At 69.5% G+C, this 12,574-nt stretch carries 15 protein-coding genes; 6 read left to right on the forward strand and 9 right to left on the reverse strand.

Features of this window, described 5'->3' with window-relative positions; all coding sequences use genetic code 11:
- The first annotated feature begins 186 nt into the window (after positions 1 to 186).
- Together SLW52_RS03360 and SLW52_RS03365 are read left to right on the forward strand one after the other, a co-directional pair.
- Complete coding sequence (locus tag SLW52_RS03360; RefSeq protein ID WP_010340248.1) at positions 187 to 888, forward strand: response regulator transcription factor; 702 nt, start codon at positions 187 to 189, stop codon at positions 886 to 888.
- A complete protein-coding gene (locus SLW52_RS03365) occupies positions 878 to 2,191 on the forward strand; it encodes a HAMP domain-containing sensor histidine kinase (protein WP_320739419.1) in 1,314 nt (437 codons plus the stop codon). The genes SLW52_RS03360 and SLW52_RS03365 overlap by 11 nt, the downstream gene beginning before the upstream one ends.
- A gap of 10 nt (positions 2,192 to 2,201) precedes the next feature.
- On the opposite strand, the gene SLW52_RS03370 is transcribed toward SLW52_RS03365, so the two are convergent.
- From SLW52_RS03370 to SLW52_RS03390, 5 genes are all read right to left on the reverse strand, one after another.
- Entirely contained in the window at positions 2,202 to 2,699 is a 498-nt protein-coding gene (locus SLW52_RS03370; protein WP_320739418.1) for a hypothetical protein, read from the reverse strand.
- A 126-nt stretch (positions 2,700 to 2,825) separates the two neighbouring features.
- The gene (minE, locus tag SLW52_RS03375; protein ID WP_017910131.1) at positions 2,826 to 3,083 is read right to left on the reverse strand and encodes a cell division topological specificity factor MinE; all 258 of its coding nucleotides are present in this window, start codon (positions 3,081 to 3,083) and stop codon (positions 2,826 to 2,828) included.
- A 2-nt stretch (positions 3,084 to 3,085) separates the two neighbouring features.
- On the reverse strand, positions 3,086 to 3,895 hold the full coding sequence (gene minD / locus SLW52_RS03380; RefSeq protein WP_010340244.1) for a septum site-determining protein MinD: 810 nt from the start codon (positions 3,893 to 3,895) through the stop codon (positions 3,086 to 3,088).
- Between the two features lie 36 nt (positions 3,896 to 3,931).
- Entirely contained in the window at positions 3,932 to 4,693 is a 762-nt protein-coding gene (gene minC, locus SLW52_RS03385) for a septum site-determining protein MinC (RefSeq protein ID WP_267095937.1), read from the reverse strand.
- A gap of 2 nt (positions 4,694 to 4,695) precedes the next feature.
- The gene (locus SLW52_RS03390) at positions 4,696 to 5,289 is read right to left on the reverse strand and encodes a GNAT family N-acetyltransferase (RefSeq protein ID WP_010341204.1); all 594 of its coding nucleotides are present in this window, start codon (positions 5,287 to 5,289) and stop codon (positions 4,696 to 4,698) included.
- A gap of 140 nt (positions 5,290 to 5,429) precedes the next feature.
- Between SLW52_RS03390 and SLW52_RS03395 the strand changes: the two genes are divergently transcribed.
- The 4 genes from SLW52_RS03395 to SLW52_RS03410 all read left to right on the forward strand — a co-directional run bounded on the left by SLW52_RS03395 (position 5,430) and on the right by SLW52_RS03410 (position 9,359).
- Positions 5,430 to 6,620, forward strand: coding sequence for a sensor histidine kinase (locus SLW52_RS03395; protein ID WP_267084601.1), 1,191 nt, complete (start codon positions 5,430 to 5,432; stop codon positions 6,618 to 6,620).
- Positions 6,620 to 7,261 (forward strand): response regulator transcription factor, encoded by a 642-nt coding sequence (locus SLW52_RS03400; protein ID WP_017907693.1) that lies wholly within the window; start codon positions 6,620 to 6,622, stop codon positions 7,259 to 7,261. Before SLW52_RS03395 ends, SLW52_RS03400 begins: the two co-directional genes overlap by 1 nt.
- 457 nt (positions 7,262 to 7,718) lie before the next feature.
- On the forward strand, positions 7,719 to 8,885 hold the full coding sequence (locus tag SLW52_RS03405) for a polyketide cyclase (RefSeq protein ID WP_043092831.1): 1,167 nt from the start codon (positions 7,719 to 7,721) through the stop codon (positions 8,883 to 8,885).
- A gap of 102 nt (positions 8,886 to 8,987) precedes the next feature.
- Positions 8,988 to 9,359 (forward strand): DUF423 domain-containing protein, encoded by a 372-nt coding sequence (locus tag SLW52_RS03410; protein WP_017907695.1) that lies wholly within the window; start codon positions 8,988 to 8,990, stop codon positions 9,357 to 9,359.
- Positions 9,360 to 9,484: 125 nt separating this feature from the next.
- Here SLW52_RS03410 and SLW52_RS03415 read toward each other — a convergent pair whose 3' ends face one another.
- The 4 genes from SLW52_RS03415 to SLW52_RS03430 all read right to left on the reverse strand — a co-directional run bounded on the left by SLW52_RS03415 (position 9,485) and on the right by SLW52_RS03430 (position 12,447).
- Positions 9,485 to 10,015: a hypothetical protein gene (locus SLW52_RS03415; RefSeq protein WP_156117219.1), complete on the reverse strand. Its 531-nt coding sequence runs from the start codon at positions 10,013 to 10,015 to the stop codon at positions 9,485 to 9,487.
- Positions 10,016 to 10,143: 128 nt separating this feature from the next.
- Positions 10,144 to 10,740, reverse strand: a complete 597-nt coding sequence (locus tag SLW52_RS03420; protein ID WP_043092828.1) for a hypothetical protein — start codon at positions 10,738 to 10,740, stop codon at positions 10,144 to 10,146.
- Positions 10,737 to 11,546 (reverse strand): D-alanyl-D-alanine carboxypeptidase family protein, encoded by an 810-nt coding sequence (locus SLW52_RS03425; protein ID WP_295949670.1) that lies wholly within the window; start codon positions 11,544 to 11,546, stop codon positions 10,737 to 10,739. Before SLW52_RS03425 ends, SLW52_RS03420 begins: the two co-directional genes overlap by 4 nt.
- A gap of 82 nt (positions 11,547 to 11,628) precedes the next feature.
- Positions 11,629 to 12,447, reverse strand: a complete 819-nt coding sequence (locus tag SLW52_RS03430; RefSeq protein WP_152240195.1) for an APH(3') family aminoglycoside O-phosphotransferase — start codon at positions 12,445 to 12,447, stop codon at positions 11,629 to 11,631.
- Positions 12,448 to 12,574 lie beyond the last annotated feature (127 nt).

Here is a 12,574-nt window from a genome sequence, read left to right on the forward strand (position 1 = left end):
CCGCACTGATGCAAGCGCCGGGCCATACAAGTCCGTGACCGGCAGGAATGCCAGCCTGAGGATGTCGTGTTGGGATTCCTTCCAGGGTTTGTCGAGATTCGATCAAGGGCGCGCAGCCGTTCTGACTTCGTTCCGACACGCTTCCGCTAGCATGGGCAGGTCCGTCCCCCGAATTCGAGCGCGCCCATGCGGCTGCTGGTCATAGAAGACAACCGGAACCTGGTCGCCAACCTGTTCGACTACTTCGAGGTGCGCGGCCACACCCTGGACGCGGCGCCCGATGGCGTGACCGGCCTGCACCTGGCCACCACCCAGCGCTACGACGCGCTGATCCTGGACTGGATGCTGCCGCGCCTGGACGGGCAGCAGGTGCTGCGTGCGCTGCGCGAGGAGCACCATGCCGACGTGCCGGTGATCATGCTGACCGCGCGCGACGAGCTGCCGGACAAGATCGCCGGCTTCCGCGCCGGCGCCGACGATTATCTGACCAAGCCGTTCGCGCTGCCGGAACTGGAAGTGCGGCTGGAGGCGCTGCTGGTGCGCGCCAGCGGCCGCGGCCGCAGCAAGCTGCTGCGCGTGGGCGACCTGCAACTGGACCTGTCCACGCTGGAAGTGACCCGCGGCGGGCGCACCCTGCACCTGTACCCGGCCTGCCGCAAGCTGCTGGAGGTGCTGATGCAGGCCAGCCCGGCCGCGGTCACCCGCGATCGCCTGGAGCAGGCGCTGTGGGGCGACGAGCCGCCGGACGGGGACATGCTGCGTTCGCACATCTACGACCTGCGCCGCAGCGTCGATGGCCCGTTCGCGGCCAAGCTGATCCACACCCTGCCGCGCATCGGCTACCGCCTGGCGGTGGTCGGCCCCCACGAGGGCGAGCATGCCGACTAGGGCCGGGCTGCGGCAGCGGCTGACCCTGTGGCTGGTGGGCTACGCGGCGCTGCTGTCGCTGGCGGTGTTCGTGCATGGCTACATCGTCAACGACCAGGCCGAGCAGCTCACCTGGCGTTCGTTGCTGACCTCCGAGCTGGACCACTTCCTGGCGCGCAGCGCGGCCGACCCGGACTATCGCTGGATCGACACCCGCACCGTGAGCCTGTACGGCGACGAGGGTGGCGCACCGCTGCCGCCGGCAGTGACGGCGCTGGGTCCGGGCCTGCACGACGAAGTGCAACTGGAAGGCAGCGAGAAGGTGGTGCTGGTGCAGGACGTGCGCGGCCGCCGCCTGGCGCTGGCGCTGGACATCACCGAACTGCACGACCACGAGGACAACCTGGCGCTGTGGATGCTGGTGTCCAACGCGGTGGCGGTGCTGCTGCTCGGCGCGCTGGTGGCCTGGGGCATGGGCCGGGTGGTGCAGCCGCTGATCGACATGGCCCAGCGCATCGGCAGCCTGCGCCCGGACCGGCCCGGGCAGCGCATCGAGGTGCATCCGCGCGCCAGCGCCGAGCAGGTGGTGATCGCCGAAGCGCTGAACGATTACCTGGCGCGCAACGACCTGTTCGTGGAGCGCGAGCGCGCCTTCATCGACAGCACCAGCCACGAACTGCGCACGCCGGTGGCGGTGATCGGCGGCGCCGCCGAGCTGGCGCTGGAGCAGCACGACGTACCGCCCAGCGTGCGCAACCAGTTGCTGCGCATCCGCCGTACCGCCAGCGGCGTCGGCCAACTCATCTCGCTGCTGCTGGTGCTGGCCAAGGATCCGGCGCGGGTGGCGCGTGGCAGCGACCTGGTGCGGCTGGACCAGTTGTTGCCGGAGATCGTCGAGGACCACCGCCACCTGTGCGCGGACAAGCGCCTGGAGCTGGCCCTGGCGCCGATGCCGCCGTGCGAGGTGGAGACGCCGCTGGCGATCCTGCAGGTGGCCATCGGCAACCTGTTGCGCAACGCCATCGAGAACAGCGACAAGGGGCAGATCCAGATCACGATGTTGGCGCCGGGCGTGGTCTGCATCGACGATCCCGGCCACGGCATGAGCCCGGAAGAGATCAGCGCGATCTACATGCGCATGGCGCGCGGCGGCGGCAGCCGCGAGGGCAGCGGTATCGGCCTGGACCTGATCGCGCGGCTGTGCGAACACCTGGGCTGGGCGCTGCACCTGGATTCGCTGGCCGGCAGCGGCACCCGCGCGACGCTGGACCTGAGCAGCGCGCTGAAGCGCCCCGGCGCGTCGCCGCCGTCGCCCGCGTCGTAAGGACGACGGGCTAGGCTTGCGCCTGCAGCAGCCCGCGTTGCGCCAGCCAGGCGCGCGCGTCGTCGGCGTCCTGCTCGAACCAGGCGCGGGTGGAACCCAGCCGGTAGGTGTAGCCCCACGCGTCCATGTCCGCCATCAGCCGCGCACGGCCCACCCCGGGCAGGGCGTCGGCCAGCACGATCTGCAGGTAGCAGGTGGCGTCTTCTTCTTCCACCGAGTCGGTAGCGTCGGTATGCACCTGCGCCCGCCGCTGCGGCGGCAGCACGATCAGGTGGCAGGCTTCGTGCAGCAGCGAATGCACCGGCGTGTCGTCGCGCACGTAGACGTCGCTGGCGATCACCCCCGCTTCCGGCTCGCCCCAGTAGCTGCCGGGAATGGCGGCGCCGTCGGCGACGCGGTGCAGGGTCAGCCCATAGCCAGCCAGCAGCGCACGCGGCGCGTCCAGGCCGATCGTGCCCACGGTCAGCACCTGGGCGGCGGCAGCGGGAAGGGCGGCGTCGGTCTGCATTGTGTGGAGTTGGTCGGGATGGAAAAGGCGCGGCGGGCGCGCCCGATCACGGCAGGCACAGCGCGTCGCGGCGCCGGCCCGGATCGACGCGTCAGCCGCGGCGGCTGCCACGGCCGACGCGCGGCCTCAGGGCGTCGGCCCTTCCGGCAGGGCGACGGAGATGTCGAGCACGTCGTGCTCGCCGTCCTTGACCAAGTCCACCTTGACCGCGTCGGCGTCGATGTTGACGTACTTCTTGATCACTTCCAGCAGCTCGCGCTGCAGCAGCGGCAGGTAGTCCGGGCCGCCGCGCTGGCTGCGTTCCTGCGCGATGATGATCTGCAGGCGGTTCTTCGCGGTTTCGGCGGTGTTCTTCTTGGTCTTGAGGAAATCGAATAGTCCCATGCTCACCCTCCGAACAACTTGGTGAAGAAGCCCTTCTTCTCCACGGAGATGAAACGCATCGGACGTTCCTCGCCGAGAATGCGCGCCACGGCGTCCTCGTAGGCCTGGCCGGCCGGGGATTCGGCGTCCAGGATCACCGGCTCGCCCTTGTTGGAGGCGTTGAGCACGTCGCCGGATTCGGGAATCACGCCGATCGCCTTCAGGCCGAGCACTTCCTCCACGTCGCCGATGCTGAGCATCTCGCCGGTTTCCACGCGCGCCGGGCTGTAGCGGGTCAGCAGCAGGAACGCGGGCAGGCTCTTGCCGCTCTCGGCCTTGTGGGTCTTGGAGTCGAGCAGGCCGAGGATGCGGTCGGAGTCGCGCACCGAGGACACTTCCGGGTTGACCACCACCACCGCGCGGTCGGCGAAGTACATCGCCAGGAACGCGCCCTTCTCGATGCCGGCCGGCGAATCGCAGACGATGTAGTCGAAGCCGTCGGCGGCCAGGTCCTTGAGCACCTTCTCCACGCCTTCCTGGGTCAGCGCGTCCTTGTCGCGGGTCTGCGAGGCGGCCAGCACGAACAGGTTGTCGAAGCGCTTGTCCTTGATCAGCGCCTGCTTCAGCGTGGCTTCGTTGTGCACCACGTTGACGAAGTCGTACACCACGCGGCGCTCGCAGCCCATGATCAGGTCGAGGTTGCGCAGGCCCACGTCGAAGTCGATCACGGCGACCTTCTTGCCGCGTCGCGCCAGCCCGCAGGCCAGGCTCGCGCTGGTGGTGGTCTTGCCGACGCCGCCCTTGCCGGAGGTGACAACGATAATTTCAGCCAAAGGACTATCTCCTGATACGTTCGAGGTTGGGCCGCGTCAGTCTTGCGCGGCGATCATGATCTGGTCCTGCTCCAGCCAGACCTGGACGGCCTTGCCACGCAGTTCCTTGGGAATATCGTCCAGCACCTTGTAGTGGCCGGCAATGGCGACCAGTTCGGCATGGAAGTCGCGGCAGAAGATCCGCGCCTCGGTGTTGCCCTGGGCGCCGGCCAGCGCGCGGCCGCGCAGCGTGCCGTAGATGTGGATGCTGCCGTCGGAGATCACCTCGGCGCCGGCGCCGACGGTGGCCATCACGGTCAGGTCGCAGTTCTCCGCGTACAGCTGCTGCCCGGAGCGCACCGCGTTCTTCTGCATGCGCCCGGGTTGCGGCCGCGCCGCCGGAGCGGGCGGCGGCGGAGGCGGGGGCGGCGGCGAGACCGGTGCCGCTGCGGCGGCGGGCGCGCCGCCATCGAAGCGCTCGTACTGCGCGCGGAACTTGGCCAGCAGCGGCAGCCCCAGCGCCACCGACAGTTCCTCGATCTCGCGGGTACCGTAGGCCAGCGCCACCGGCAGCACGCCGGCGTCGCGCAGCCCGTCCAGCAGCGCCTGCGCGGTGGCCACGTCCGGGGTCTGCGCCAGCCCGCCGAAATCGATGATCACCGCGGCACGGCCGAACAGCTTGGGCGCGCGCTGCACGCGCTCGCGCATCTCCTGGCTCAGCCGCGCCACGTCCAGCGTGCGCACGCGCAGGTTGGCGATGCCGACCTGGCCGATCTTCAGTTCGCCGGCCTGCTCGAAGTCCAGATTCACCGACGACACGCTCAGGTCCCGGTCGGGCGCTGCGCCCGCTGCAGACGATGGGCGTGGCCGGCCCAGGGCAGGTCGGGCAGGGTGTCGCCATAGGTTTCGCGCACCCAGGCGTAACTGCACAGATCCTTCAACAGCATGCTCGCACGCACCTCCACTTCGTTCATCGTGTTCTGGCCCACTTCGCGGAAACCGAAGCTGCCATGGAACAGCAGCGCCGCATCGGCGCCGTGATCCAGGAAAACCTCGCACGCCAGTTGCGGGTAGCGCAACTCGGCGTAGCTCTGCACGTCGGCGTAGAACGCCCGGCCGACGCCGCCGCCGCGGCGGCGGCTGGCCACCACGATGCGGTCGATATAGAAAAACTGCGGATAGCGCTCGCGGAACCAGGCGAAGTTGCTGCTGTCGTGGTCGCTGTCGCTGCCGAAGCCGACCAGGAAGCCGGCCAGGTTGCCGTCGCGCTCGGCGACGCGGAAGTACTCTGCGGTTTCGTAGAAGCGGTGCAGCTTGGCCGAATCCAGCGGCAGGATCGCCAGTCCGGCGTTGTTGTTCAGGGCCAGGACCGAATCGAGCTCGTGCTCGCGCACGTCGCGGATGACGATCGACATTGAGACTCCATTGCTGATGCGCGCGCGGCCCCGTGCGGACCGCAGGGGCGGATTATCGCACGCGCGACCCGGGGCGGCGAGCCGCGCCGGCATGACTTCCGTGGGAGTGCAATGCGCGCCGTTCATCCTAAGATGGCTGCATGTTGGGATATCTCAGCCATACCCGCGTCCTGCGCTATGCCGGCCTGTTCACCTGGGCCGTCATCTGCATGCCGTTGCTGTACCTGTACTGGGAGCCGGTCGAGGAATCGGGACGGATGCCCAGCGGCGAGGTGTGGCTGCTGCTGACCAGCTACCTGGGCTTCGGCGTGGTCTATTTCCTGCTGACCCGGCGCCTGCACAGCGGCGACGGCGTGCGTTGGTACGACCGCGGCATGCTGGTGCTGCTGACCATCTGCGCCCTGGCGGTCGGCTACCTGCACCGCTCGGGGCTGGGCAGCATCCTGATGATGGTCGCGGCCGGGGTGATCCCCTGGCTGCTGCCGGTGCGCGCCGGCGTGGCCTGGCTGCTGCTGAGCCAGCTGGCAGTGCTGCCGGTGTACCTGACCATCGGCTTCCCGCCGTTCGAGGCGCTGATGCAGTCGCTGCTGTACGGCGGCTTCTCCATGTTCATCTTCGTCACCAGCCTGGTCGCGCGCCAGCAGACCCAGGCGCGGGAGGAGCAGCGCCAGCTCAACGCCGAGCTGCGCGCCACCCGCGCGCTGTTGGCCGAGAGCGCCCGGGTCAACGAGCGCACCCGCATCTCGCGCGAACTGCACGACCTGCTCGGCCACCACCTGACCGCGCTGAGCCTGAACCTGGAAGTGGCCGGCCACATCACCGAGGGCCGCGCGCAGGAGCACGTGCAGCAGGCGCATACCCTGGCCAAGCTGCTGCTGACCGACGTGCGCGAGGCGGTCAGCCAGTTGCGCGACAGCGGCGCGATCGACCTGGCGGCGGCGCTGCGGCCGCTGGCCGAGCGGGTGCCGTCGCTGCAGATCCATCTGCAGGTGGAGGAGCCGCTGACCGTGGAGGATCCCGAGCGCGCGCACGTGTTGCTGCGCTGCACCCAGGAGATCATCACCAACGCGGTGCGCCACGCCCAGGCCGACAATCTGTGGATCGAGGTGCGCCGCGACGGCCCGCAGGTGGTGATCCAGGCGCGCGACGACGGCCGCGGTTGCGAGACCCTGGCCCCCGGCAACGGCCTGCGTGGCATGCGCGAGCGCCTGAGCCAGTACGGCGGCAGCCTGGACGTGGCGGCCGCGCCGGGCGCCGGCTTCCGCCTGCGCGCCGCGGTCCCCGGCGCCGCCACCCTGCTGCCGCCCGCCGTTCCCCAAGGAGTGTTGTGATGATCCGTGTGTGTCTGGTCGACGATCAAACCCTGGTGCGGCAGGGCATCCGCTCGCTGCTGGCGCTGGACGGCGGCATCGAGGTGGTGGCCGAGGCCAGCGATGGCCGCCAGGCGGTGGAGCTGATCCCGCAGGTGCTGCCCGACGTGGTGCTGATGGACATGCGCATGCCGTCGATGTCCGGGCTGGAGGCGCTGCAGACGCTGTCGCGCGCCGCCGCGCTGCCGCCGACCATCATCCTGACCACCTTCGACGACGACCAGTTGGTGCTGGCCGGGCTCAAGGCCGGGGCCAAGGGCTATCTGCTCAAGGACGTGTCGCTGGAGCAACTGGTCGGCGCGATCCGCACCGTGGCCGCCGGCGGCTCGCTGGTGCAGCCGGCGGTGACCCAGCGCCTGCTGTCCGGTCTGGAGCACATGCGCAACGACTTCGTCAGCCTGGACCGGCCCGACCCGCTGACCGACCGCGAGACCGAGATCCTGCGGCTGATGGCCAGCGGCTTCTCCAACAAGGAGATCGCCAACTCGCTGGGCGTGGCCGAGGGCACGATCAAGAACCACGTCTCCAATATTCTCTCCAAGCTCGGCGTGCGCGACCGCACCCGTGCGGTGCTGAAGGCGTTCGAGCTGCAGCTGGTCTGACCGAGCAGGATGCCCCCGCCCGGCGCCGCAGGTGGTCTGAACGAGACAGGATGACGGCCGGCGGAGGCGGGTCGCGCGCGCGCCGGCCGGGTCCCGTGTCACCGGAGGCCATGCAAACCGTGCCGGCATGGCGTTGTCGCGCCTGTCGCGCGCAGGCAAGTGGTCTGGCCTCGGCTTGGCGTGGCCCGGACACCTCCGGCTGTCCGAGAGTGCCGCCGTTGCTCGATTCGATGCGGGCAGGTCCTGAGTGCGTCGGCCTGTCCGCCGCCGTCGCCGGGACAATGGTCTGGTCGTCCCTGGCGCCGCGCGCACCGGCGCTGCCGGCACCGCGCAAGGCCGTTGCGGCGCGGGGCGAAGCGGCATTCCGTGATGTGCTGACCACGGACAGCGAAGCCTGCTAGGATGGGCGCTTCGCTTCATCAACCCGGCCGTGGGATCGGCCCCGGAGACCTCCTGAATGACCCGTATTATCGAGTTCCTGATCGCCCTGGGGATCGTGGCTGGCCTGTTCGTCATTGTCGGCGTGGTGCTGCCCTCGGAGCGTCACATGTCCGAAAGCGTCGAGACCAATCGGCGCATGACCATCGTCTATGACACGGTCAACAGCCTGCGTCGGTTCAAGGACTGGAACCCCCTGGTGCTGCGCGACCCGCGCATCGAGCTGAAGCTCTCCGGCCCGGAATCCGGTGTCGGCGCGCGCCTGGACTACAGCTCCAAGGAGGGCTACATCGGCAAGGGTAGCTGGACCATCACCTCGACCGAGAAGAACAAGGACGTGGTCATCGCCATCGAGGACGAGACCAAGGGCAAGGACAAGACCACCACCTTCAAGCTCGAGTCGACCGGCAAGAACGGCCGCAACGTGAAGATCACCCAGGACTACACCGTCAAGTACGGTTGGGACCTGCTGGGTCGTTACGCCGGCCTGTACGTCAGCCGCCATGTCGGCGACGACATCAAGCTGGGTCTGTCGCGCCTGAGCAACGTGTTGGCCACCGTGCCGAACGTGGACTACCGCTCCGACGACACCCCGCTGAAGGATCTGAAGGTCGTCGACGTCCCGGCCGAGGACCTGCTGGTGGTCAACGCCGGCAACATCGACCGCGACAACGACTCCATCAAGAAGTCCATCAAGGACAACCAGGAGTGGATCAAGCGGGTGATGGACGCAAACGGCCTGGAAGCGGCCGGTCCGGTGCGCATCGTCACCACCGACTTCGGCTCGGACAAGTACGCGTTCGACGTCGCCCAGCCGGTCCGCAAGCGTGCCGGTGGCGCGCCGAAGGACGACGCCAAGAAGGATGAGAAGAAGGACGACAAGAAGGACGACGTGGCCGCCGCGCCGGTCGATGCCACCCCGGTTGCCGCCTCCGGCGAGCCGCTGAAGGTGACCATCCCGCAGGGCGCCCCGGTCACCTACCTGCGTACCGAAGCACACCGCTCCGCCTTCGCCAGCTACACCGGCCACATGGCGGGTCTGGATGCGGCGCGCAATGCGCTGCGCGCCTGGGCCGCGACCAGCGGCTACGACGTGACCGACCGTCCGTACGAAGCCTGGAAGGGCGGCGTGGACAAGGCGTTCACGCCGGAAGGCACCTACGACATCTACTGGGCGATCAAGTAAGTCCCGCCCTGGTGGATGAGTGAACCGGAACGCGCCGCATCTTGCGGCGCGTTCTGTTTATGGGGCCGGCAAACGCTGCCCGCGCTCCCGGAGGAAACCCTCATGCTGACGTTCGATCGCCGTACGCGCGGGCCGTTCTGGCTGTGCAGTGCCGGCGCGCTGCTGGCGGCCGTGTCCATCGGCCTGTCCGCCTATGCTTCGCACGGCGTGGCCGAGCCCCTGGCGCAATCGCACCTGCAGACCGCGGCGCTGTACGCCTTCGGCCACGGCGTGGCGCTGGCGGCGCTGGGACGCCGCAGCGAGCGCTTGCTCGGGCGCTTGGCGCTGTGTCTGTTGCTGCTCGGCACCGTGCTGTTCTCCGGCAGCCTGGCCGGCAACGCGCTGGCGCAGTGGCCGACCCGGCTGGCGCCGATCGGCGGCACCACGCTGATGCTGGGCTGGCTGCTGTGGGCGGTGGACGCGTTGCGGCGCTGAACTCAGGGCGTGCTTAAACTCGCAGTCCGGATCAGGCAGCTGATGGCGGCGGTCGGGTGTGCGCCAGCACGCATCCTGGCGTTGCGCTGCCGCCCGTGGGTCTGGCGGCGGCGCTATGTGTCGCTTCAGTGTGCTGGCGGCACGGGTACGTCCGTGATGGCTGCTTCAGCGGTCGTGGACTCAGGTGGACGTGTGCGGAACAACGGGTCGTCACTGACCCTTGGCCGTTGCGGCGACGGGAAGCGTCGCTCCTGCTGCAGCCAACGGTGGTACTGGAAGGTGCCTCGCGCGGCACTTAAGTAGACCAGCAGGATGATCACGCCCAGCACCATCCCATTGAGATTGCCGGACGCCAGCAAGATCAGTCGCGCCAGAATGCAGTACCCCACCAGCAGAAGCGCGGCGATCCTACTATGGCGATGCAGGCCGTAGGCGCACACCCCGATCAGCACGACGTCGACGCTGAAGAGGATGCCGCCGCCAACGCTGCCATTCGCGAATTGCATGATCGCGAAGATGAGGCTGATCGCAGCGCTCAGCCAGGCAACGATACAACCGACCGCGATCTTGCGTGTGATGGTATCGGGTGCTTTCGCCAGAGGTGGTGCGCTTTGTGCGCTCTGCGCTTGCGGCGTGGCATAGGGGTTTTCCGGCACGAGGCGACATCCTTGCGTTGGGCGAGACATCGTTATCGGCCAGCGCCGCAAAAAACTTCATTGTTGCAAAGCGTGCCGGCGCATCTCGATAGGGCTGAGTCGGCCGCAGTGCTCCTACGCCGCGGCTATTACTGGTCGCCGACCAGTTCCACCTGCGCCTTCAACCGCACCCACGCGTCCTGGCTGGGATCGTTGACCGTGACCTGCACGGTGTAGGTGCCGAGCGGGTCGCTGTCCTCGAAACGCAGTTGCACCGACAGCGGCGCCAGTTCCAGCAGGCCGGCGGCGGCCGGTGGGCCGCCCATGCCCAGGGGCCGCATCGGGTCCTGCAGCGTGGTGCTGCCGTCGGGGCCGAGCACGCGCAGGCTCATCTGCGCATCGCAGGCGCCGCCGTTGTTGGGGCTGGGCGCGCAGCCGGCGTACAGCAGCGCCACGCGCAGCAACTGGCCGCGCTGCACGCGCGCGATCGTGCGCAGGTTCGGCGCATGCGCGGCCTCGGTCTGCCCCCACTCCTGCGCGAACGCGCTGAAGTCGGCGTCGTCGGCGATCTGCAGTGCGGCGGCGAAGGCCTTGTCGTGGCCGCGCTCGGCGCTGTCCGGCAGCGCCTGGCCCTGCCGGTCGTGCCATTGCGCGGCGGCGCAGGTGGGCAGGGCCAGGGCCAGCAGGGTCAAGGCCCGCCAGGCGGTGGTGCCGGCGCGCGGCCGGCGGGTATCGGAACGGGTCATGCGCAAGCGGCCTCCTGCCAGCACCAGTGCCAGGGTTCGTAGACGATGCCATGCGGGTTGTCGCGCGGATAGCTCATGCGGTAGCCGAAGGCGCCGGCGTGGTCGCGCAGCCAGGCGAAGGCCGGCGTGCGCTCGAAACTTTCCTCGGCCGGCGGCTCGCCGGGTGTGCCGATGTCCAGGGCGTGCCCGCTGTGGTGCTCGCTGAAGCCCGGCGCGGCATTGACCGCGAGGATCTGCTCCAGGGTCTGCCTGCGGGCGAACTTGCGCGCGAAGATGCCCAGTTGATACGCGTGGCTGCGATAGCCGGAGATCGCCTCCAGCACCACGCCATCGCGCGCGGCGGCATGGCGCAGTGCGTGCCAGGCGCGTGCGGCGCCGGCGCTCAGCCACAGCGGGCGTCGGTAGCGGTCGTCGCCGGCCGCGTGCAGGGTGGCCGGTTCCGGCTGCAGCGGCAGGCCGGTGCGTTGCGCGTAGGCGTCGGCGGCCAGGCCCAACTGGTCCAGTTGCTCCTGCAGCGCGTGCAGCGGCAACCAGGTCTCATCAGCCGCCATCGTGCCGCGTGCGGGCAGCGCGTCGAGCCGATCCAGGGCCGCGTCGATGCCGGGTTCGTGCATCAGTCGCGGCACCAGCGCGTGCAGTCCGTGTGCGTTCGCGGTCGCCAGGTAGCGCCCGTCGTGCTTGCGCCGCAGCAGCCAGGTCGCCTGCGTGAGCTGGCGCGCGTCGGCGTTGCTGCGCGCGCGCAGTCGCGCGGCCGGTAGCAGTTCGATGGTCTCGGTGTTGAGCAGCAGGCTGGGGACGGTGCGCATCGGCACAGGGTAGGGCCAAGCAGCGCGGGCGGCCAGTCGTGGGGCGATCCTGCCGCGTTGCACACGACGCGGCAGACGCGGCTCAGAAGAACTCGTCGAGCAACTGGTGGAACTGCAGCCGCGTGAGGTCCGGCGTGGCGATGCCGTACGCGGCGAAGAAGCGATCGGCGAGCGCCGGGTCGAATTCGTCCAGGCAACTGGCCAGGATCGCCAGGTCCTGGTACGGGTCGGCGACGCCGGCGCGGCCGAGGTCGATCACGCCGACCACGTGGTCTGGCGCATCGAGCAGGATGTTGTCCAGCGAGTAGTCGCCGTGGCACAGCACGCGCTCGCTGGCCAGCGGCAGCAGCGCGGTCATCGCCTGCCACACCGCCTCCGCCGACCAGCCGGCACGCGCCTCGTTGAAGTCCTCGGTGTCGACCAGGCCCGCCTGCAGCCGGCGTTGCGCAGCGGCCAGGCGCAGCGGGTGAGTGGCGTCGAACGGACAGGTATCGATCGGCGTGGCGTGGAAGCGGCGCAGGAACTCGGCCAGCGCCTGCGCGATGCGTTGCGCCTGCGCGGGCGCGTCCTGCAGCCATTGGTAGGCGGTCCTGCCCGGCAGCGCTTCGCTCAGCAGCCAGGCGCCGGCGGCGTCGGCCTCGAAATGCAGCACGCGCGGCACGCAGCCCGTTCCGCGCAGCCAGTGCAGCCGCGCGAACTCGTCTACCACGTCGTCGTGCGAGGCGCCGGTGCCGCGCTTGAGGTACAGGTCCGGCGTGCCGGTGCCGCCGAGCCGATAGACCATGGCGCCTGCTTCGCCGACCAGATTGCGGTGCCAGTGCAGGCCGTGCAGCCGCGCCGACAGCGTCGGCGGCAGCGCCGGTGCGGTGGCGGGAGTCTCGCGGGGCGCGGTGTGGTCCATCGGGCCGATCCTCGAGGCGTCATGTGGCGGCGGCGGCGGCGTCGCCGTCGTGGCGACACGCGCCGCTGGCGACGAAGACGCGCGTGGCTGGTGTTCCAGCATATATCGCTTCGCGTACGCCAGAACG

Origin of the sequence: Xanthomonas sp. LF02-5 (assembly GCF_034105325.1) — a bacterium.
Lineage (GTDB): Bacteria > Pseudomonadota > Gammaproteobacteria > Xanthomonadales > Xanthomonadaceae > Xanthomonas_A > Xanthomonas_A sontii.

Coding starts and splice junctions, on each gene's coding strand:
- SLW52_RS03390 (WP_010341204.1), bottom strand. CDS start 5,289: ATGTCGATCGTCATCCGCGACGTGCGCGAGCACGAGCTCGATTCGGTC.
- SLW52_RS03425 (WP_295949670.1), bottom strand. CDS start 11,546: ATGCGCACCGTCCCCAGCCTGCTGCTCAACACCGAGACCATCGAACTG.
- SLW52_RS03395 (WP_267084601.1), top strand. CDS start 5,430: ATGTTGGGATATCTCAGCCATACCCGCGTCCTGCGCTATGCCGGCCTG.
- minE (WP_017910131.1), bottom strand. CDS start 3,083: ATGGGACTATTCGATTTCCTCAAGACCAAGAAGAACACCGCCGAAACC.
- SLW52_RS03410 (WP_017907695.1), top strand. CDS start 8,988: ATGCTGACGTTCGATCGCCGTACGCGCGGGCCGTTCTGGCTGTGCAGT.
- SLW52_RS03405 (WP_043092831.1), top strand. CDS start 7,719: ATGACCCGTATTATCGAGTTCCTGATCGCCCTGGGGATCGTGGCTGGC.
- SLW52_RS03365 (WP_320739419.1), top strand. CDS start 878: ATGCCGACTAGGGCCGGGCTGCGGCAGCGGCTGACCCTGTGGCTGGTG.
- SLW52_RS03360 (WP_010340248.1), top strand. CDS start 187: ATGCGGCTGCTGGTCATAGAAGACAACCGGAACCTGGTCGCCAACCTG.
- SLW52_RS03400 (WP_017907693.1), top strand. CDS start 6,620: ATGATCCGTGTGTGTCTGGTCGACGATCAAACCCTGGTGCGGCAGGGC.
- SLW52_RS03430 (WP_152240195.1), bottom strand. CDS start 12,447: ATGGACCACACCGCGCCCCGCGAGACTCCCGCCACCGCACCGGCGCTG.
- SLW52_RS03370 (WP_320739418.1), bottom strand. CDS start 2,699: ATGCAGACCGACGCCGCCCTTCCCGCTGCCGCCGCCCAGGTGCTGACC.
- SLW52_RS03420 (WP_043092828.1), bottom strand. CDS start 10,740: ATGACCCGTTCCGATACCCGCCGGCCGCGCGCCGGCACCACCGCCTGG.